Here is a 21,152-nt window from a genome sequence, read left to right as displayed (position 1 = left end):
GAATGCTGAGCACTCGATTTATTTAAAGATCTTCCACGCCCAATGTATTTTACTTCGCAAGTCGAAAACTAAACTTGTAATTTCCTAACAGCCATAGCGCCCACTGAAACCTAATGTTTCGTCTCCACGAGATATACCGTCCTGAACCTCGATGATTTCAAGAGCACCCCCCTCAGTTTTTCTTGCGCTGGACGATGCCGATAGATGTATAGGTAAGTGCTTTCTATGATTTCAGAAAAGCCTACTTGTCATAGGTAATTATTGCGGTACTGAACGCTACTATCCAACCATCTACATAATAGCAATACATTCACTCGAATGAGCGAATGATTTTATACTGAGACACTTAGTTTTGTATTGTTAACCTGTATCAATCGAGTCATCTTTACCTCATGATCGATCAATCGCAACTCCCATTCGGATCTCGATTCATGTTTCTGGCTAACAAATCAGTTATGACCTACGAAAATGTTGGATGAGCACAATCATTACAGCTAACATTCCACCCAACATAATACCTAATACAACGATCAAAGCTCGTTTTGGTTTAGCTTTCTGTTCCGGCACTTTAGCGGGGCTGATTGTCTTAAAGACATACTCTTCACTAACTTCGGCAAGCATTAGTGTTTTAGTCTGCTCTTCGATTAATTGGTAGAAAACTGATTGCATGTCAGCGACATTGGTTTCCTTTATCTTATCATTTAAATAAGCAATACTTTTAATAGCTTCTTCTCTATCTTGTTTTTGAACATGGGCATTAATCGCCTTTACTAAGTCATCGGTCCATAATTTTGCAATTTCCGGCGAAAAATATTCGACAGACAAGCTTATTAAACCACTGCTTTTATCTTGGCTGATGCCAATCCTACTTTGTATTTTATCAAACAGCTCCCAACTACTCGGCTCAGCTTTCTGGCCTTTGCCTGAATCAAAATTTCGCACCCACTTTTTGTTGATTTCATCATAAAGCTCAGAATCTATCACTAATTTGTTATTCGCTTTATCCCAACCTTTTGCCGCAAAGACTTCAACTTGAATATTGTTATCTTCAATAAATTTTTCTAGAAACCCCCAAGTTTTAATAATCTCCATTGCAACAACTGATTTATCTTCAGCTCCAGCACCGCCTAGATTAATTCCTGCCAGTGAAGCTAAGCCACCAAACTGCCCAGCTAACTTTCCTAGTGAAGAAGAATTTGATGATGATGCTGGTGCTAATAATACAGTTGCTCTATATTCATTGGGTAAGCTTCGAGCATAAAAAATAGAGCCGAGAGCGAAAATAAAAGTGATTCCAACAATTAACCACTTACCTTGCCAGATTGCAGACCACAACTCTTTTAAATCAATCTCATCGCTTGATTGAAGAGAGTCAGAAACCGGGTATTGTGAACGGGATGCTAACAAAGAAAGTTCTGCCTCGAGTCGCGAATTGCGAGCAGCAAGATCATTCATTTTGTTTTCTAAACTTGAGTTATTGCTTTCTGTCATATTTGTAATTTCTAGTTGTTAACTGTTAACCGGTGCTAAATCTCTTGGTGGATGGGAACTTAACTTTCTAATTATTATCCGCGTTCTAACAAACTAATTTTATCAAGCACTAGTTAGGAGAATTAACGATTTAGAACTTATTGTATCTTGTCCAAGCAGGTTTCTGCCGCATGGCTACTGCAACCGATATTCCCAATCAAGCGAAAAACGCGTCTTGTCTTCAATTTTTATAAACTCATCATATATGTTGTCAGAATAGCTAATCCCAAAATTGACATTGCCCAACTTAGAATACTGAAATGACCAATCAATTGTAATTCGTTTAATATCAACAGTTTGTTTACCTATAGTAGGTAAAACAACATCCGAGCGATTTGAATTGTCTTGATTCATTTTAATACTAGAAATTGAAAATTTAAATCTGTTCTGTCTATTTAAGGCCCCTAGAACACCAAGGCTAACACCGTCTGCGTCATTATCATAAGTTGAGCCTATATTTCTAGAATAATAACGATACCCTGTTTGATAAACAGGACTTTCGTAAGTTTGACTAAAACCTTTTCCACTCGATGTGTCACTTGATTCTGCAAACCATTTCCAATGCGAACCAAAAATTTGGAAACTCGAGGTTAAACCAAATTGCTGTATAGTTTTCGATGGAATTAATTCAGACTCATTTTCTCCGTATAAACTCGCATAGAAACTCACAGGGTAATCAAATGGCAACTTCCAACGAAAATCGAGTCCAGCTAACCGATGGCCATTTTGACTGTAGTAATCATCTCCATATAAATCCAAACAGTGTCTTTCAGAAATTAGTTCACATTTGTCATTCCCAATGAAATTATCAATCAAACTAGTGAAAGATTCTGTCCGTCCTTCTCCTCCCCACAATCCTGTCGCACGCAACCCAATTTCTACCGAGTGATGAGGCTTAAAACTAAACGACAATCCTGTTAATTTAGTGTCCTTAATTACACGTTGATCGTCGAGCTGTCCGATAAAGCCATTGAAAGTCCAAGCACCTAACCATCCAAATATAGGGTTACTTGAATTATCGGAATAGTTTCTCTGAACCGAGATCCCTACAGGTGGTCGAGCATTGTTAGATAGCAAAATTGCTGAGTTCCAAGTTGGTCCCCACCACTTTTCAACTGCCCCAAGTGTCACTATCCAATTGCCAGAAACAACAGAACCATAACTACCATCAAACCGAACAGTTTTCTTATCTTGCGGGCTCCGAACCCTAGTAATCTCTATATTCCATGCAAACCGTTTATTCATCCCAGAACGCCGGGCATTTATTTCTGCCTTAGCACGACCCTCATCACCAAAACTTCGAATCGTTTGCTCTTGGTTCGATAAAGAAACTCTGACCTGTCTCAAGTTCTTATATAAGGCCTCTTTCCCACTTTTTTTAACTCGCCAATAAACATCCTTATAATTCGTTGAAATATCAGCTATATCAACATCATCCAAGTCTTTAATAATACCTGACCACATCAACGGATAAGTTGTTATTGGTACTGTTATTATTCCTTGATCCGCAAGTAGCTCTATATCAGCTCTCAAAAATTCATCGCGGGTATCGACCCAAGGCTCGGAATTAACAGAGGAAACCAACAAACCAACAACAAATAGGTAATGTTTCATAAAAACTTAAATATTTTAATTAATAACTGATCTTAATTACTTAAGTTTTTGATTGCCGCGGCTCCCAGTGCAAGTTGATAAATGACTTGACTTACATTTGTCCAAAGTGTCAGAGACTTAATTCTATCTGTGTCCAATGGAACAACTATTGTATCTCCAGGACTTAACATTTCGTTTTGATGTGTCAACCACCCGCTTTGATTTGGAAGAAATACTGAACCATCAGCTTTAACAACATATATTCGATCATCATCTGCGCGATTAGTTAATCCCCCGCTTTTTTCCAAATAATCATCTAGAGTCCAATCGTCGTTAAATATATGAGATGTTGAATGCTGTACCTCCCCAATAACTGAAACTTCCTGACGGAACGTGGGAACGACCAAACGATCACCATCCTTCAACTGAATATCGTCTTTTTTACCGGTAACGATATCCTCTAAAGAAATAACCAAGCGGCCAAGAGCTTCAGTTTCCGAAAGTGCATTCAGCAGGCTTTCAGCATCTTTTAACGATGAACCTCTTCCTGCTGCCGCATCTTCCAGCTCACTAGCAGCGATATCTTCCCGCATTTTCTCTCTTAATTCTTCTAACCTCTTTGTCTCTTGTTTTTTCAGATCAGCTCGAGTGAACAATGCCGCTTGAATATATGCCATAGACGTGAACCCTCCCGCACGAGTAATCACTTGAGAAAGAGTCTCTCCTTGTTTAAATTCATACAAACCGGGAAAGCGAACCTCACCTTCAAGCACAATAGTTAAATGCTCTCGATATTCTGGCGTCGCATAAATTGCTAGTTTATCTTTTGGACTGAGCCTGAAAGAACTTTTTCCAACTAATTGCTCAGCTAAATTAATGTCAATGTGTTTAATAGTCGCAGATTCTTGGTTACTTAGATCTCTTCGCGTAACTTCCGCATTTCCAAGGTAAGATGCTTCTTTCAGGCCACCTGCAAGCAATATTAAATCCCTTACCGCCATTCCCTCAGTTAATGGATATGTGCCTGGAAATCTTATATTTCCACTAATATCAACAATTTTAATCAATCCGCCATCTGAAGTTTGTTCTTTTAATCTTTTAACAATAGGAACGAGTACTTTAGAGCGAATGTTTTCTTTTTTAATGAGTTCTACCAGCTCATCACTTTTTCGCACTTCTTCGCCAGGATCAATTGCTTTTTCCGCTTTTTCTAGCTCAAAATCCTCAAGCTTTTCCAATCTTTGCTGGAGGCTTGTAAGTTCCTGAAGCTCTTGCTCAAAAGTATTTTTCTTTTCTTCTGCATATAAACTAAATGTAATTATCTCATCCATAGGCTGTAACAATATGCGACTATCCTTGCCTTCCTCAATTACGCTCTTTAGATTAAAGTGAAGTACTGATACCTGCCGCAAAGGCATTTCTTTACGCACAATCAAACCAATATTCATATCTGTATTCTCATTAAAATCCTTAACAGAATGAATGACATCTCCTAGACTCAGTTCTTTGGACCACTCGATGGCGCGAGGTCTATTAAATGTGCCGCTTAGCTGGACGACATCTTCTAATTGCTCTAATACAGTGCTAATCTCAATTTGATCGCCATTTTTTAGAAGTGTCTTTTGGGAAGATGATTGACTTAAATCAACATCAATAACTGAAGTAAATCCGCTTTTATTTTTTCGAGAAATATGCGAAATATTCGGATAAGCATTAGCAGAATACCCCCCTGCTAATTTGATCAAATTCTTTAACGTGCTTTTATCTTTTAATTCATAAATAGCGGGTCTTTTGACTTCTCCTGATATACCAACGGTGGCTCCAACTGGTGGAATATAAATCACATCACCCGGCAGTAATCGAACATCGTTGCTTGTATCACCATGTTGTAAGAGACTGTATAAATCGAGTGTCGATATCACTTTTCCTTGGCGTTTTAACTGAATTTTCCTCAAAGATCCTATTTCAGTAATTCCACCGCTGGCGAACAATGCATTAGTCATAGTGGATAGAGAGCTAACAGTATATGAGCCTGGTTTAAATGCCTCACCCAATACAAATACTCTGATAGAACGTAATTCCCCTAAAGAAACAACAGCTCTAACACCAATCATTTGTTCATTGACTTTCTGTTGGACTAATTGCTTTGCTTCAGTGAATTTAAGACCGGTTACCGTGATAGGACCAAGTTCAGGAAAGCTGATCGATCCATTTCGATCTACGCTAAGCTCGTAACTATCGCTAACCTTTCCGAGCAACTGAATCTGAAAACGATCTCCCGGCCCTACAATATAATCTACAGGAATAGGAATATCAGTTGCGGGAGCAAAGGTAGTTGGTACGCCAGCAAACAAATCATAGCCATATCGCTTCAGTCCTTTTGAATTCTGTTTTTTGTTACGCGAGTTCTGAAGGTCAAACATCTCGACATCGGCAGAATTATTCTGATTCCTTATTACACCTCGTTCATCGACCGTCACTTGCGAACCTCGAGGTAAAACAGTTTCTAAATTGCCATTATCATCTTTATCATTTTTGGAAGTTAAATCTCTCAGCGATGAACAAACAGAATCAACATCATAACCAGCGGCTTTGGCCATCTGGCGCTGTTGAGGTGTAATATTTTTACACTGCTTCTCAAGTTGAGAGCGATCGACTTGCGCCGCAATAGAAGATAACGAAATAATCAACCCGGTAATAATAGAAGTTATTTTTATTCCCATATTTTTTGTTCGCATATATTGTTCGAAAAATTATCTAACTAGCCAGAAAAGCGCTTTTGGAAATTAATTTTGTAACTTTTACAAGACTTACACAAATTCAGGCACGCTACCGCCCTTAAGTTATGGCTCTCAAAGTACCTGGCTAAATTAGTTCCAACGAGATCATCGAGAGAGTTAATACTTAATATTAACTAGCAAAAAGACAATTCGGCTAGAAAAACTGGCTGAAGATTAAAAATATCTTTCCCTGCGTCAATATCTCATTGGTTATGATTAGTTTTTCAGACCGCAATATTCAATTATTTTAACGACCCGATTTAGTGCGCGAGATTATACCCGAAGGTAATGTTAAAAACAGCCAAAACCTGTTAAAAAAAGAAGGCATTCTTAAGAAAAAGTAAGGTTTGATATCTAATCAGTCGCTATCTGTTCATTTTTGACAGTTAATTGGTTAACTTTACCTAAAAAATCTATAAGAATCATAGATCTTTCTTCTCCACTGCTAGCTTCATAAATTCCTTTTAAACCTCTAAATGGCCCTGATAATACTCTTACAGATTGACCTTCATCAAAACACTTTTTCGTTATTTTATTGGTATTTGACGACTCTTGAGAAATGAAGCTTTCTACCAACTTTTCTGGTAATTTGGCTGTTTCTCCAGAGAACCTGACCCAGTCACGAATTCCTCGTGTAGATTTAACTTTGTGCCACAAACCGTCTTCAGGAGAAAGGTTAACAAAGACGTATCCAGTGAACATTGCTTCAGAAACAATTTTACGCTTACCAGCCCTAATTTTTTCGACATTGATCGTAGGAGAATAGGCTTTAATCCCTTGATTTGTAAGGTTTTCTATGGCCCGAAGTTCTTGACGAGGTTTACTTGTGGCTAGATACCAGCTATTAGTCATATTGTGTTTGGAGGGCTCTAAACTCATACTGCAAATTTTAAATTGGATTAGATTGAATGTATAGAGTAATGCAAAGTAACGCTCTATCAACTCAGTTATGAGCAGGGAGTTTTAGGTCTATAGCTAGATTGTAGATAGCCTTTATTTTTTTCATTAACTGAACTAAGCACACCTTCCACGCCTTTGGATTCATGCAGTTTTCGAAAACTATCTTTCTTCAATTTTATATAGCTAACACCCTTGACCATTACATCGTATAACACCCAATTAGATTCGATTTGTCGGATTTTAAAGTCGACGTTAAAACTGGGCAAAATGGTCGGAATAACTTTAACGGTCAAAAAACCGTATGCTTTTTGGGGATGGAGTTTCACATTAACAAACTCTAGTCGCTGTCCATCGTATAGCTTGAATCCCTCTTGAACATAGCGTTGAAGAGTGTCGTTAAAACTCGAGATCAATTGTGTTTTGTGTTGTATTGATATGCCTTTCCAATACTTTTTACCCAACAAACCTGACATAGTTTTGCTTGAGGACCAAATAGGAATTAAGACCTCATCGACGTATTTTACAAGTTTAGCTGGCGAGTTCTCAAACTCTTTTTGTTTACTGCTAAGTGTTTGATTAATATCGTAAATGATGCTTTTAAAATGGTTTTCAACGAGGATGTTTCTATGCTCAATTGAATCGATAGACGATGCGTAAGCAACAGACAGATTAGCAAATAACATCAAACCAATAAGGAATTTTAAATAGGACACTGAAATCGGGAGCTTTTTTAATATCATCCGTGAAGATTACTCTAAAAGGATTGGAAAAAATACAAATGAATCACAACTTCGCATTTTTTTCGAGATGGTACATCTATTATATGTCCCTTACGCAGTTTACTTCAAATAAACTGGTAGTCGCGAGTGGACTCGAACCACCGACCCCCACCATGTCAAGGTGGTGCTCTAACCAACTGAGCTACGCGACTAAAATGCCTGACGGATCAATATCTTTGTTCGCTTCTGAAACCGCCAATTCGGCGAAGTAGTACAAATCTTCCCAGAAACGAGGCGCGTATGTTATCAGAAAGATAAAATTGCGCAAGAGGACAAACTAAATTTTTTACTTTGAATATGTCATAGTCAAAATCAGTTTTCATAACCATCAGGGTTTTTATTTTGCCAACGCCAGGTATCCCCGATCATTTCTTTTAAGCCACGGGAGGCTTTCCAACCTAATTTTGATTCCGCAAGGCTGGCGTCAGCCCAACATTCCGCAATGTCCCCGGGCCGCCTGGCCACTAATTCGTAAGGCACTTTTTTATTCGAACCTTCCTCAAACGCTTTCACCATTTGCAAAACGGAAAAACCGTTCCCAGTACCTAAATTAAAGGTTGCTACGCTTTCTATCCCCTCAAAACTCTGAACTGCTTTAACATGAGCATCAGAAAGGTCAACAACATGAATATAGTCACGAACCCCCGTTCCATCTATCGTTGGATAGTCAGAACCAAAAACAGATAACTTCTCACGTTTCCCAACTGCCACCTGGCTAATATAAGGCATCAAGTTATTAGGAATCCCTTTGGGATCTTCACCGATCATGCCACTTTCGTGTGCTCCGACTGGATTGAAATAACGTAAAATGACCATTTTCCAAAGATGGTTTGATTCAGCAAGATCCTTCACTATTTGCTCGATAAATAACTTGGAACTTCCATAAGGGTTTGTTGTTGAAGTGGGAAAATCTTCTGTAATTGGAACAGATGCAGGATCGCCGTATACGGTTGCTGAAGAGCTGAAAACTAACTGATAACAATTAAACTGTTGCATTACTTTAAGCAAAATAATTGTTCCATAGATGTTATTTTCATAGTATTCGAGTGGAATTTGAGTCGACTCACCTACGGCTTTTAAACCCGCAAAATGGATGACGCTCTCAATTTGATGTTCCTCAAAAACCGACTCAAGTTTAGTCCGATCACGAAGATCAACTTTATAGAATGTGATTGATTTACCAGTTATTTTTTCAACTCTTCTGAGCGACTCAAGGGAAGAATTTGATAAGTTATCAACCACAACCACTTCATAGCCAGCTTCCAGCAATAAAAGTGTTGTATGACTACCGATATAACCAGCCCCACCAGTGACCAGAATTTTTTTTGGCATCAGTTAATCTCTATGATCAAGAAATGAATTGGCCGAAATTATATATAAAGCCCCCACTTGGGGGCAATCTGTCGTGGGTGTTATTGGCGATTATTTTTAGACTGGATTATCTAAAGACCAATTGCCCACCATGAATGTCTAGCAGTACAGGTTTCTGGTGTTCAATTTTACCGGCCAGAATTCTCTCTGCCAGCGGGTTTTCAACCCACTGTTGAATGGCCCGTTTTAAAGGCCTGGCGCCATAAACCGGGTCAAACCCTTTATCAGAAATACTCGATAAAGCTTCATCTGAATAATCAAATAAAATACCATTTTCCTTTAAACGGTTAGCTAATCGTTTTAACTGAATCGAGGCTATTTGCTTCACATGCTCTTTTTCCAAAGAATGGAAAATCACGGTTTCGTCAATTCGGTTCAGAAACTCGGGTCGGAAATAATCACCGATAACATCGGTAATCTTTTGTTTCAAGGCCTCGTAGTTCTCCTTCCCTGCAGACTCCATAATAAGATCAGAGCCTAAATTCGACGTCATAATTATTACCGTATTTCTAAAATCAACAGTCCTTCCCTGCCCATCGGTAAGACGCCCATCTTCCAGCACTTGAAGCAAAATATTAAACACATCAGGGTGCGCTTTTTCAACTTCATCGAGTAAAATCACTGAATATGGCTTGCGGCGTACCAGCTCCGTTAAATAACCGCCTTCGTCATAACCCACATAACCCGGCGGCGCACCGATCAATCGTGCAACCGAGTGTTTTTCCATAAATTCGGACATATCAACCCGAACCATGGCGTCTTCAGAATCAAACAAAAAGTTTGCTAGTGCTTTACAGAGTTCCGTTTTTCCGACACCTGTAGGCCCGAGAAATAAAAATGAACCGTTAGGACGATTAGGATCAGAAAGACCGGCTCGGGACCGACGCACTGCATTGGATACAGCAGAAACCGCTTCTTCCTGTCCGATGACCCTGGTATGTAAATGCTTTTCAATTTTAAGTAATTTTTCTCGCTCTCCCTCAAGCATCTTATTAACGGGGATCCCGGTCCATTTCGATACTATATGCGCTATCTCATTTTCGCTGACCTTATTTCTCAGTAACGTCATGTCCTGCATTTCAACCTGCGCGGCCATATCCAACTGTTGTTCTAATTCAGGAATCCGCCCATACTGCAGCTCAGACATTCGTGTTAAATCACTCGCACGTTTCGCCGCTTCCAGCTCAATTCGAGCTCGTTCTAAATCAGTCTTAATCGCCTGAGTACCGTGCAATGCAGCTTTTTCCGCCGTCCAGATTTCATTAAGCTCCGCAAACTCTCTTTCCATGCTAGATATATTTTCTTTCAACTCTGCTAATCGTTTCTTAGAACTATCATCACTTTCCTTTTTCAATGCTTCGCGTTGAATCTTTTGCTGAATCAGCTTTCTCTCTAAGCGATCCATCTGTTCAGGCTTAGAGTCAATTTCCATTCGTATTAAGCTGGCTGCCTCATCAATCAAATCGATGGCTTTATCGGGTAGTTTGCGATCAGAAATATATCGATGGGATAAGGTTGCTGCAGCCACAATAGCAGGGTCGGTGATATCAACACCATGGTGAACCTCATATCTTTCTTTTAACCCTCTTAAGATAGCGATTGTGTCTTCAACCGTCGGTTCTCCAACTTGAACTTTCTGAAACCTTCTCTCAAGTGCAGCATCTTTCTCAACATATTTGCGATACTCATCCAATGTAGTCGCTCCGACACAGTGGAGTTCTCCTCTCGCCAGTGCTGGTTTCAACATATTTCCTGCATCCATCGAACCTTCTGATTTACCTGCACCGACCATTGTGTGCAGTTCATCAATAAACAGAATGACTTGCCCTTCTTGTTTAGCTAAATCATTCAAAACCGCTTTGAGCCTTTCTTCAAATTCACCACGAAATTTGGCGCCGGCGATTAATGCTCCCATGTCTAAAGACAGAACTCTTTTATTTTTCAGCCCCTCGGGAACCTCTCCGTTAATTATCCTCTGAGCCAAACCTTCAACAATGGCCGTTTTACCCACGCCCGGTTCGCCAATTAAGACAGGATTATTCTTTGAACGTCGTTGTAAAACCTGGATAGTTCGACGAATTTCATCGTCTCTTCCGATTACTGGATCTAACTTTCCCTGCTCTGCTCTCTCGGTTAAATCAATGGTAAATTTGTCAAGCGCCTGACGTTGCTCTTCCGCGTTAGGGTCGTCAACTGCGTGACCACCACGGATCTGCTCGATTGCAGCGTCCATTGCGCTTTTGTTAACACCTAACGACTTAAGAATTCTCCCTAGTTCACCTTTATCATCAACGGCTGCAAGTACAAATAACTCGCTGGATATATACTGATCTTTGCGTTGCTGCGCCAACTTATCACAGTGGTTGAGTAACCTGGCTAATTCATTAGATATGTGCACATCTCCGGGCGTGCCTTCAACTTGTGGCAACTTATCGAGCGATTCAGCCAAACTGTTACGCAAACTATGCAGGTTTGTTCCAGTTTGGGTAAACAGATGACGAACGCTGCCACCTTCCTGATTAAGTAATGCAGTCATCAAATGAACAGGTTCGATAAATTGATGATCTCGTCCCACTGCTAGTGATTGAGCATCTGCAATTGCCAGTTGAAATTTACTGGTAAATTTATCCATTCTCACGGGAAGCCCCTTAAATCAATCATATATCTCAAAACCAGCAATCATTAAGCCAGCTAACGCTTAACATACTCGTTCAAGATTATTTAACAATAACTCATTGATGGGGGTTGGTAGTTATATTTCAAGGAAGATTCCTCGAATGATTGACCCTAATCAATCATTTCAGATTGGTCTAGTAGCCATTTTGCAAAACTGATTCTAAAGTCAATTGCCGAAGCTTGTTCGACCGAAATTAACGGATGAGTATCGAATGTTATCTGGCTACGACAAAAAACCGACTTAAATAACGTGCCTGGCGCGCCAACTCCCTTGATCCTCACGGCAAAGATCGGACATTCGCTTAATTGAGCGAGTCTTACAATGCCAGGTTTAATTGCCTTATCAACCTGATCTTCACGATGAATTCTACCTTGTGGAAATAATGCGACCAATTCGCCGGAATTTATCGCTCTTAAAGCGCTGCGAAAAGCCTTCTCCACTCGTCCACTTCTATCAACCGGAATACAGCCGGCCGCGCGGAACATCCAGTTTAATAATGGTCGTTCGTATTCTTCTTTGGCAATCATAAAGCGAATAGGACGATCAGTTGCTGTAATCAATAAAAAAGGATCAATTCCAGAAATGTGATTGGCGGCCAACAGCACGTGTGGCTCAAGCGGAATTTGCAATCGAGTGTTTCTTAACCGATGAAACTTGCTGCAATAAACACGGATCCATCCGTCAAGAATATTGGTCGCCCAGTGCCCCCAGTCTGCCCGATTATTAATTTTCCCAACAATCAGTATTCCTCCCAAAATACTGACTAAAACAATTGTAGTAACCATCGATAACCTTAGAATAATTGAAACTTATTTCGGCTAAATATTTATTTTCTTAACAAGGCTTATTTGTTTAATAAAAAGAGCCTCTTTCGACTGGATCAAACGCTACTCAAACCAGATCATACTGGCCATGCGTCCTGTCTGTCCATCACGTCGATAAGAGAAAAACCGTTTATCATCGGCGAAAGAGCAATGTTTCCCACCAAAAACCTGAATACCGGCCTCGCTCAATTTGTGCCTGGCAAGGCCGATAAAATCGAATTGAAACCGATGTCGTGAATTGGGTTCAAAAAACAACTCATGCTCAGCGTTTAAAGCAATAAATTGGTCGTAAACTTCCGCCCCTACTTCAAAATATGGCTGGCTGATCGCCGGTCCAATCCAGGCCATTAAGTCAGACGCGGGGCCAGAATAACAGGCGATTGTGTTTTCTATTACCCCATTTGCGAGTCCACGCCACCCTGCATGACACGCCGCCACCCAATTTCCCCGGGAGTTTGTGAGCAAAATTGGCAAGCAATCTGCGGTCATGACGACACATACCTGATTGGAGCCGCTAGAATAGCTAGCGTCGGCAGAAACCAAACAGCTTGGAGTCTCCCAACGAACACATCGATTCGAGTGTATTTGATCGAGCCAAAACAGAGAAATTGAATTATCCGACCTACGTTCTCTGTACTGTTTAATGTTTCTGTTTTGCCGAATATGGCTTTCAAGTTTACGGCGATTTTTCTCCACCATAGCTTGCTCATCATCAACATGGTGCGCAAGATTAAAACTCGCATAAACGCCCTGACTGAAACCGCCTGCACGTGTCGTCACAAGTGCATTGACATTTTTCGGCGCCGCCCAGTCTGCATGAATAAAGGAATCGCCAATATCGTAGTATTTATCAGCCACTAATGCTTCTCGTGTAACTTATCATGTTGACGAATTGCTTCTAACAAAAGCTCAATATCTGCAGGTACTTCGCATTCCCATTCCATCCATTCTCCACTAACCGGGTGGGTCAATCCGAGTGTTCTGGCGTGTAATGCTTGTCGCTGAAAGCCCGCCAACACCTGTTCAAATTTTTCACTCATTCCTTTCGGTTTCAGGTTACGAATACAGTAAACAGGATCACCAACTAACGGATGCTTTAAGTGGGAGAAATGGACCCTTATTTGGTGTGTTCGCCCTGTTTCTAACTTAACCTGCACCAAAGTAAAATCATTAAATTTCTCGCCAATTCGAAAATGGGTGATCGCTTCTTTACCTTGCGCATTAACAGCCATTTTCTTGCGGTTAACCGCATGACGACCGATGGGATAGTCGATAGTGTCGCCAGCGACAATCTCTCCATGGACCAGCGCCAGGTACTCACGTTTAAACGCCCTGTCCTGCAGCTCAGAGACCAGATGATTGTGGGCTTCGGCAGTTCTCGCTACCACCAGCAATCCTGTGGTGTCTTTATCCAGCCGATGCACAACGCCTGCTCGGGGAAGTTTCCTTAGCTCAGGAAATAAATAGAGCAATCCATTAACGAGCGTATCGGTGTAGTGACCTGGAGCTGGATGCACCACTAATCCGGCAGGTTTGTTAACAATGATGATCGCTTCATCCTGATAATGGATTGTGATTGGTATATCTGAAGCTTGCCACTCGCCTTGATCTTCGAGTGTTGTAACCACCTCCAATAGCTCATCCCCAAGGATTTTATGCTTTGGCTTGATCACAATTTCATCATTGACCTTAACCTGTTGATTTTTTATCCAGGCTTGTAATCTGGAACGAGATAATTCCGGAAAATAAACCGCCAAAACACGGTCAAGTCGTTCCCCGGCATGAATTTTATCAACATGAATTAATTGTTGTTGCTCTTCAAGTGAACTTTTTGTCACTATAACGGCCTTATTAGTTTGCTTACTATAGCGATTACCAACCCCGTAAGGTAGAATGAATCGTTTACATGGTTAGAAAAACGCTTAATCGATAGATTTACAGCTGCCCCAAAAGGGCTACTATAAATAGAATTAATCGATCAAGCACTAGTTATTGATTATTTTAACGGCTTTAGGAATCAATGAGAATACTAAAAATCGTCAGCACACTCCTCCTTCTTGTTGTGGTTTCCGCATGTTCGGGCAAAAAAGAAGTGTTAACTGAAGCACAGCGAGTTAACAATGCATTTAAGCTTTACGAAAAAGCACAATATTCAATGCTTTCGGGAAATTTTAGAACGGCAATCGAGTACTTAGAACGCCTTGATAGTTTATATCCCTTTGGTGCTTATTCGCACCAGGCTCAGCTCGATTTAATTTATTCTTATTACAAACTTGATGATTTTGCTTCTGGCGTATCCGCTGCCGACCGGTTTATTCGCCAAAACCCTCGTCACAAAGACTTGGAGTATGCCTATTATATGAAAGGGCTGATTAATTTCTCATCAGACACAGGTATCGGTAAAGATTTATTTTCCGCGCCGCTTTCTGAAAGAGATGCCAGCACCGCCAGACAGTCATTCGATGACTTTTCAGAATTAATCAGGCTTTTCCCCAACAGCAAATATGCCAAAGATGCACAGCAGAGAATGGTTTATTTACGCAACCGACTCGCTGAGTATGAACTTCATGTCGCTAATTATTACATGAAACGAGAAGCCTACCAGGCAGCCGCATCTCGAGCCCGTTATGTTGTCGATCACTACCCTAAAACGCCTTCGGTTCCTTATGCTTTACGAATGATGATGGTTGCATATGATTTATTAGAACTACCTGAAATGTCAGAAAGAACACGAAGAGTTTTACTACTGAATTATCCTAATTTTGAAGGATAGCAATAAGAAGAATAGTAATTAGATAATTACTCAGGATCAAAAAAGCGAGTGTTCAATGAACACTCGCTTTTTTATTTCAACTGTCAACGCCATCTTTCTAAAAAAACTTCCCCTTGATAGCAAGCCTTGCCTTTTCTTTCTTAAAATATCTATACAGCACTCTCATTTTCTTCGCCGGTTCGAATGCGGATAATTTTTTCGATAGGCGTCACAAATATTTTACCGTCGCCAATTTTTCCTGTTCGTGCCACTTCCATAATGGTTTCAACGCAAAGGTCTAGCAAATCATCAGCGACAATAATTTCTATTTTTGTTTTCGGTAAAAAATCTACCATATATTCTGCACCGCGATATAGCTCAGTATGCCCTTTTTGACGACCAAAGCCTTTTACTTCAGTTACCGTCATACCGGTAATTCCCGCGTCACTCAAAGCTTCCCGTACATCATCTAATTTAAACGGCTTAATAATGGCTTCTATCTTTTTCATTGTAACCCTTTACTCTCACAATTCAGTTAATTTACAGCGCGATAGGCTAATTATCGGACAATTATGCCTCAATTTGCAATTCCCCGTTGGTAAACGAGAAGAATATATCTGCTCAGCGACATTCTCAACAATTTGTTTCTCATATAAAAAGAAAATCATTTCAACGGGCTTTTTCCGAATTGAAAGCAAACAAAACTGACAAAGCTTGTGCTAACATATGGTCTATGTAACTGAATTTATTAGACCAATTTAAAGAGATCCCAGTGAGTAACGCACAATTAATAATCGAAGAAATGAAAGTGCTCCCCGAAATTGACCCGGGAAAAGAAGTTGAACGACGCAAATTATTTATCAAAAAATCTTTATTACAATCAGGTCTAACTCACCTCGTGTTAGGAATTAGCGGCGGAGTTGATTCGACAACGCTAGGAAAAATCGCTCAACTTGCAATTAATGACCTTAACGCTGAAAATCCGCAAAACGAACCTGCTTATCGCTTTGTCGCCGTTCGCCTTCCCTATAGCGAACAGGCAGATGAAGTAGATGCACAACTTGCACTATCATTTATCCAACCTGATATTAATCTAACCGTCAATGTCAGCCCTGGCGCAGATGGCATTCATGCGGCAACAGCTGCAGCATTATCATCGAGCAATTTACTAATCCAATCTGATTCGGCAATTGATTTTAACAAAGGCAATGTCAAAGCAAGAACGCGTATGACAATTCAATATGAGATAGCAGGATTACTGGGTGGATTGGTTCTGGGAACAGATCATTCCGCTGAAAATATCACCGGCTTTTATACTAAATGGGGTGATGGTGCTTGTGATATAGCCCCGCTATTTGGTTTGAGTAAAAGACAAGTAAGACAAATTGCGACCCATCTTGGTGCACCTGAAACTTTAGTCACGAAAGCACCAACAGCCGATCTCGAATGTCTTACTCCAGGTAAAACTGACGAATCAGCGTTGGGATTGACTTACGATCAAATCGACGACTTTCTTGAAGGCAAGACGGTGCCTGTTGAAGCTTCTAAAAAACTGATTGAGATTTATCAGAAAACTCAACATAAACGTCGGCCTATTCCGACTATTTATGATTAAAAAGTGACTATAATTCCAAACAGACGACTGGCAATGAACAAGTTAGTTAAAAAATAAAATGCAAATTATATGGGATCTGATTTTTATGCGGTCTAAATTTCGATGACTCGTTTTAATAACCAAGCTCTCCCCTTTTCAGCTTCCTGGCGAGCATTACAGATTTTTTCTGGGTACAGAGTTATTTTGTCGTTATCGCTGCTGATTGCGTTTCAATTAGACTTCGATGTGTCTTTTCTCGGCGCAAAAAATCCAGAACTCTATTATACCTCTGCACTATTTTTTTCAATCATCGCATTAGTCAGTTTTTCGCTGAGTTTATATTTAAAACGCCTCTATTATTTACAATTAGAAGTTCAGATAATTGTTGATATTGTTCTGATTATCTTGCTCATGCACGCCAGCGGCGGCGCGACGAGTGGCTTGGGCGTTTTGATCGCAGTGAGTACATCTGCGGCCAGTATTTTGACTGGCAATCCCGCCGCTCTCGGTTTTTCAGTTCTGGCCTCATTCGCTGTACTTGGAGAGGAAATTTACGCAAGTCTGACTCAGTCCCACGACCGGAGTGGTATGACTCAGGTCGGTATATTATCAATGACTTTTATGGCAACCAGCTTGCTATCGTTTTACCTGGCTCGTCGAATCATCGAAACAGAACATGTCGCTGAAAAATCGATGAGAGGCCTTGAAAGTATGGAAAAACTGAATGAGAAAATTATTCAGTTTATGTCAACAGGCGTTCTTGTTGTGGATAATCAAAACTCTGTATGTCTTATCAACCGATCAGCCTGGATCCATTTAGGTATGCCAGAATCAACCAAGTCGAGACGGCTAGAACAAGTCTCAACCCCTTTAGCCAGGCAACTCAATTTATGGCGAAGAAAACAAAGTTATCGCTCAAAGCCGTTTAAAAATACTGCTACCGGGCCAAGTTTACTACCTAACTTTTCACCTATCGGTGAAAACAAAGACAATGTGATTATATTTCTTGAGGATACAACAGTCCTTAATCAGCAAGCACAAAGTTTAAAACTAGCTTCACTCGGTCGGCTGACAGCATCAATTGCCCATGAAATCAGAAACCCTCTGGGCGCTTTAAGTCACGCGGCACAACTGATGAAAGAGTCGGATGAAATCGATCCACTTAATTTAGGACTCGTGGAAATTATCGATAAAAATACTAAGAGAGTGAATGACATCATCGAAAATATAATGAAACTTTCGCAGCGAAAAGCGGTGCAGGTAAAAGAAATCAATTTATCACGCTATATGCCGGTGATGTTACAAGAATATGCCAGCGGTAAAGACACGCCACCTGAAATCGATCTGCAGTTTCAAACTGACAACTTAATCATACACTTTGACCTGTCGCAACTTTCCCAAATACTCACAAATCTGATCGAAAATGCAGCAAGATATAGCGAAATCAATACAGGAAAACCCATTGCCCAGGTTATGGTGGGTATCGAACCTCACAGTAGAACTGCTTTTCTTGATGTCATTGACAAGGGTGAAGGAATTTCCCCTGATCTTTCCGAAAAGATATTTGAGCCATTTTTTACGACCTCTCGAACCGGAACTGGTCTGGGCTTATATTTGTCAAAAGAACTTTGTGAAGCCAATAGAGCTCGGCTAGATTACATCCCAATTCCAACTGGCGGTTCTTGTTTTAGAATTAGCTTTTCCGCGGCTAATCTGACACAACAATGATCGTCATAGATTAATCGGATTTTTTATTGGATAATGGTAAACAGAGGTGAAAGATAGTCCGTATATCATTGTAAATAATTAGAAATAATCAATGATGCAGTTTGCGAACTTAATCAACAACATAATAATATGATCAATCAGGTAACTCTTTTTAGAGAACAGCGATCACCAGAGAACGATAACCACTAGAGAATAATAATCACGGATTAGTTATGGCGCAGACTCCCTTAGCATTAATTGTTGATGATGAACCAGACATTTTGCAGCTACTGGGTATCACTCTATCGAGAATGAACATAGATACTCGCCAGGCAGAAAATTTAGGTCAAGCTTATCAACTATTAGAAAAGCACGAATTCGATATCTGCCTGACCGATATGCGTTTACCTGATGGTGATGGTATAGAACTCGTTGAGCACATACAGAACAAACACCCTGAACTGCCAGTAGCGTTAATTACTGCCCACGGTAATATGGAAATCGCTATTGACGCGATGAAAGCCGGTGCTTTCGATTTTCTTTCAAAGCCAGTTGATCTCGGCTCATTGCGAAACCTGATCTCTGCAGCACTCAAACTGAAGCAAACCCCCGAGCAAAAATCGAAAGCAAATAGTAAAGTGAAAAAACAGCTCATCGGCGATACCCCGGTGATGAAGCATCTCAAGCAAACGATATTAAAACTGGCCCGTAGTCAGGCACCTGTTTATATCAACGGCGAGTCAGGTACCGGTAAAGAATTGGTGGCAAAACTTATTCACTATAAAGGTCCTAGAGCAGATAAACCATTTGTTCCCGTTAACTGCGGTGCCATCCCATCAGAGCTGATGGAGAGTGAATTTTTTGGGCACAAAAAAGGCAGTTTCACCGGCGCAATTGCTGATAAAAAAGGGCTGTTTCAAAGCGCAGATGGCGGTACGCTATTTCTCGATGAAATTGCCGAATTACCTTTGAATATGCAGGTCAAGTTACTCAGGGCAATTCAGGAAAAAACCGTGCGCCCGGTCGGTAGTGAAACGGAAATCAACATTGACGTTCGCATCTTAAGCGCCAGCCACAAAAACCTGTTAAAGCTGGTTGATACGGAAGAGTTCAGAAAAGATCTTTTTTATCGGATAAATGTTATTGAACTTAAAGTTCCGCCGCTTCGAGAAAGAACTGACGACATTCCAAAATTAGCCAACTACTTGCTCGAACAGTTAGCTAAATCTCAAGGACTTGGTGTTTCTTCTCTGTCTGACACAGCCTTGGCGGAACTAAAGCGCTATGACTTCCCTGGAAATATTCGCGAACTGGAAAATATTCTGGAGCGGGCGATTACACTTTCTATGGGAGAACAAATTCAACAAGAAGACCTCAATCTGGGAACAGTAACAAGAACGCAAGAATCGGATACCGACCAATCATCAGCCCCCTCAAATATGCCACAGCGAAGTGGTCTATCGCTAGATGAATATTTGGAGAAAATCGAAATTCAGGAAATAATGAAAGCGCTTGAAGAAGCCAATGGTAATAAAACTCAAGCGGCGAAACTATTAGGAATTAGTTTCAGGGCAATGCGTTATAAACTCAAGAAACTACAGTTGGATTAGGCTCGTTTAAGCCCAATCAACCGCATAGTCAACCCAGCGCCAAAAACATTGACATAGTCAATGGAGAATTTCCTACAAGCCAATACGAAAATATCCGCATTGTGCGCATCTATTTTCAGCCGCGAACTTAAGCCTTTTACTCTCCTTCTTTCACCGGAACTCAGCTAAACTTTTGAGTTCTGAAATTGATAGAAAAATTCATATATCCTCAGAAAATTATTCGCCCCTCGTTTAACTATATCACTGGTTAACTAACAGAATTTACTACCTGCCAGTGAACAGGTTAAATAGTCAGAGGTTAGATAGTCAAAAACTAAGATTGACCAAATTACATTTTAAATAGGGAATTATTAAAGGGACTTTACAATGGCTCATAAAAAACAATCGGCTTTTACACTTATCGATATTCTTTTCACACTCGGCTTAGTCGCTGTTCTGCTGAATATTGCACTGCCGGCATTTGATGACCTTATCAAAAAGCAAAAAATAACTTCAGAAGTGATGAAGCTTAGAACAACTTTACAAAACACCCGATCAATTGCGATTACTCGCCACCAGAAAGTAACCATTTGCCCCACGCTTGATGGTGCTAGCTGTAGCAAAAAATGGTCAGATGGTTACATGGCTTTCGTTGACAACAACAGTGATCGCAAACTCAGCGCCGACGAAGAGCTATTGCATCAATCAAAAATAAAAGACGATGATATTCAATTACGTTGGCGTGCCTTCGGGGTGAGAACTTCCTTTCAATGGCACCACACTGGAATAACCAACCATCAAAATGGAACCTTTGAGTATTGTTTTAAAAACGAGCCTGAACTTTCCCGCGCTTTAATCATTTCCAAGGCAGGAAGGATCAGGCACTCAAAAGATAAAAACGGAAATAGAATCCACGAAAATGCCCGTGATGAAGATATCAGTTGCTGACGTAAGATGAATTAGTTAAGGGTAATAGTCGATTTCAAAAGTTAGCAGATAGAAATCCTCGCCACTGACTTTATCAGGCGAGGATTAGTTATCATCAGTTTTTATCTG

16 protein-coding genes and 1 tRNA gene are annotated in these 21,152 nt (G+C 40.4%); 5 read left to right on the top strand and 12 right to left on the bottom strand.

What is annotated here, in order from left to right:
• Window positions 1-453: 453 nt before the first annotated feature.
• The 11 genes from FLL46_RS24865 to rluD form a co-directional block, all read right to left on the bottom strand.
• A complete protein-coding gene (locus FLL46_RS24865) occupies window positions 454-1,491 on the bottom strand; it encodes a Wzz/FepE/Etk N-terminal domain-containing protein (RefSeq protein ID WP_210418813.1) in 1,038 nt (345 codons plus the stop codon).
• A gap of 174 nt (window positions 1,492-1,665) precedes the next feature.
• Entirely contained in the window at window positions 1,666-3,063 is a 1,398-nt protein-coding gene (locus tag FLL46_RS24860; protein WP_168204315.1) for a capsule assembly Wzi family protein, read from the bottom strand.
• Between the two features lie 113 nt (window positions 3,064-3,176).
• Window positions 3,177-5,861, bottom strand: coding sequence for an SLBB domain-containing protein (locus FLL46_RS24855; RefSeq protein ID WP_142934809.1), 2,685 nt, complete (start codon window positions 5,859-5,861; stop codon window positions 3,177-3,179).
• 396 nt (window positions 5,862-6,257) lie between these two features.
• Entirely contained in the window at window positions 6,258-6,782 is a 525-nt protein-coding gene (gene rfaH, locus FLL46_RS24850) for a transcription/translation regulatory transformer protein RfaH (protein WP_142934807.1), read from the bottom strand.
• A gap of 68 nt (window positions 6,783-6,850) precedes the next feature.
• Window positions 6,851-7,543 carry an MlaC/ttg2D family ABC transporter substrate-binding protein gene (locus FLL46_RS24845; RefSeq protein WP_142934805.1) on the bottom strand — a complete coding sequence of 231 codons (693 nt, stop codon included), beginning with the start codon at window positions 7,541-7,543 and terminating at the stop codon, window positions 6,851-6,853.
• 114 nt (window positions 7,544-7,657) lie between these two features.
• Window positions 7,658-7,734, bottom strand: a tRNA-Val gene (locus FLL46_RS24840).
• Window positions 7,735-7,894: 160 nt separating this feature from the next.
• A complete protein-coding gene (galE, locus tag FLL46_RS24835) occupies window positions 7,895-8,914 on the bottom strand; it encodes a UDP-glucose 4-epimerase GalE (RefSeq protein WP_142934803.1) in 1,020 nt (339 codons plus the stop codon).
• 106 nt (window positions 8,915-9,020) lie between these two features.
• The gene (clpB, locus tag FLL46_RS24830; protein ID WP_142934801.1) at window positions 9,021-11,591 is read right to left on the bottom strand and encodes an ATP-dependent chaperone ClpB; all 2,571 of its coding nucleotides are present in this window, start codon (window positions 11,589-11,591) and stop codon (window positions 9,021-9,023) included.
• 149 nt (window positions 11,592-11,740) lie between these two features.
• On the bottom strand, window positions 11,741-12,415 hold the full coding sequence (locus tag FLL46_RS24825; protein ID WP_142934800.1) for a lysophospholipid acyltransferase family protein: 675 nt from the start codon (window positions 12,413-12,415) through the stop codon (window positions 11,741-11,743).
• Window positions 12,416-12,517: 102 nt separating this feature from the next.
• On the bottom strand, window positions 12,518-13,312 hold the full coding sequence (gene pgeF / locus FLL46_RS24820; protein WP_246119399.1) for a peptidoglycan editing factor PgeF: 795 nt from the start codon (window positions 13,310-13,312) through the stop codon (window positions 12,518-12,520).
• Complete coding sequence (rluD, locus tag FLL46_RS24815; RefSeq protein WP_246119398.1) at window positions 13,312-14,292, bottom strand: 23S rRNA pseudouridine(1911/1915/1917) synthase RluD; 981 nt, start codon at window positions 14,290-14,292, stop codon at window positions 13,312-13,314. The genes pgeF and rluD overlap by 1 nt, the downstream gene beginning before the upstream one ends.
• A gap of 182 nt (window positions 14,293-14,474) precedes the next feature.
• Between rluD and FLL46_RS24810 the strand changes: the two genes are divergently transcribed.
• Window positions 14,475-15,227: an outer membrane protein assembly factor BamD gene (locus FLL46_RS24810; protein ID WP_142934798.1), complete on the top strand. Its 753-nt coding sequence runs from the start codon at window positions 14,475-14,477 to the stop codon at window positions 15,225-15,227.
• A 149-nt stretch (window positions 15,228-15,376) separates the two neighbouring features.
• On the opposite strand, the gene glnB is transcribed toward FLL46_RS24810, so the two are convergent.
• The gene (gene glnB / locus FLL46_RS24805; RefSeq protein WP_142934796.1) at window positions 15,377-15,715 is read right to left on the bottom strand and encodes a nitrogen regulatory protein P-II; all 339 of its coding nucleotides are present in this window, start codon (window positions 15,713-15,715) and stop codon (window positions 15,377-15,379) included.
• Window positions 15,716-15,978: 263 nt separating this feature from the next.
• Between glnB and nadE the strand changes: the two genes are divergently transcribed.
• From nadE to FLL46_RS24785, 4 genes are all read left to right on the top strand, one after another.
• Window positions 15,979-16,821 carry an ammonia-dependent NAD(+) synthetase gene (gene nadE, locus FLL46_RS24800; RefSeq protein WP_142934794.1) on the top strand — a complete coding sequence of 281 codons (843 nt, stop codon included), beginning with the start codon at window positions 15,979-15,981 and terminating at the stop codon, window positions 16,819-16,821.
• 102 nt (window positions 16,822-16,923) lie between these two features.
• Window positions 16,924-18,528 (top strand): sensor histidine kinase, encoded by a 1,605-nt coding sequence (locus FLL46_RS24795; RefSeq protein WP_142934792.1) that lies wholly within the window; start codon window positions 16,924-16,926, stop codon window positions 18,526-18,528.
• Window positions 18,529-18,740: 212 nt separating this feature from the next.
• On the top strand, window positions 18,741-20,117 hold the full coding sequence (locus FLL46_RS24790; RefSeq protein WP_142934790.1) for a sigma-54-dependent transcriptional regulator: 1,377 nt from the start codon (window positions 18,741-18,743) through the stop codon (window positions 20,115-20,117).
• A 366-nt stretch (window positions 20,118-20,483) separates the two neighbouring features.
• A complete protein-coding gene (locus FLL46_RS24785) occupies window positions 20,484-21,044 on the top strand; it encodes a GspH/FimT family pseudopilin (RefSeq protein WP_142934788.1) in 561 nt (186 codons plus the stop codon).
• Window positions 21,045-21,152: the final 108 nt, after the last annotated feature.

It is taken from the genome of Aliikangiella coralliicola (assembly GCF_007004725.1).
Taxonomy (GTDB): domain Bacteria; phylum Pseudomonadota; class Gammaproteobacteria; order Enterobacterales; family Kangiellaceae; genus Aliikangiella; species Aliikangiella coralliicola.
Note: the sequence above shows the minus strand (reverse complement) of the source record. Positions and strands in the feature narration are given on the sequence as shown.

What these genes read in the sequence shown, in the direction of transcription:
- galE (WP_142934803.1), bottom strand. Translation starts at nt 8,914, where the DNA reads ATGCCAAAAAAAATTCTGGTCACTGGTGGGGCTGGTTATATCGGTAGT.
- FLL46_RS24785 (WP_142934788.1), top strand. Translation starts at nt 20,484, where the DNA reads ATGGCTCATAAAAAACAATCGGCTTTTACACTTATCGATATTCTTTTC.
- FLL46_RS24810 (WP_142934798.1), top strand. Translation starts at nt 14,475, where the DNA reads ATGAGAATACTAAAAATCGTCAGCACACTCCTCCTTCTTGTTGTGGTT.
- FLL46_RS24855 (WP_142934809.1), bottom strand. Translation starts at nt 5,861, where the DNA reads ATGCGAACAAAAAATATGGGAATAAAAATAACTTCTATTATTACCGGG.
- FLL46_RS24845 (WP_142934805.1), bottom strand. Translation starts at nt 7,543, where the DNA reads ATGATATTAAAAAAGCTCCCGATTTCAGTGTCCTATTTAAAATTCCTT.
- FLL46_RS24790 (WP_142934790.1), top strand. Translation starts at nt 18,741, where the DNA reads ATGGCGCAGACTCCCTTAGCATTAATTGTTGATGATGAACCAGACATT.
- FLL46_RS24825 (WP_142934800.1), bottom strand. Translation starts at nt 12,415, where the DNA reads ATGGTTACTACAATTGTTTTAGTCAGTATTTTGGGAGGAATACTGATT.
- FLL46_RS24795 (WP_142934792.1), top strand. Translation starts at nt 16,924, where the DNA reads ATGACTCGTTTTAATAACCAAGCTCTCCCCTTTTCAGCTTCCTGGCGA.
- glnB (WP_142934796.1), bottom strand. Translation starts at nt 15,715, where the DNA reads ATGAAAAAGATAGAAGCCATTATTAAGCCGTTTAAATTAGATGATGTA.
- FLL46_RS24865 (WP_210418813.1), bottom strand. Translation starts at nt 1,491, where the DNA reads ATGACAGAAAGCAATAACTCAAGTTTAGAAAACAAAATGAATGATCTT.
- rfaH (WP_142934807.1), bottom strand. Translation starts at nt 6,782, where the DNA reads ATGAGTTTAGAGCCCTCCAAACACAATATGACTAATAGCTGGTATCTA.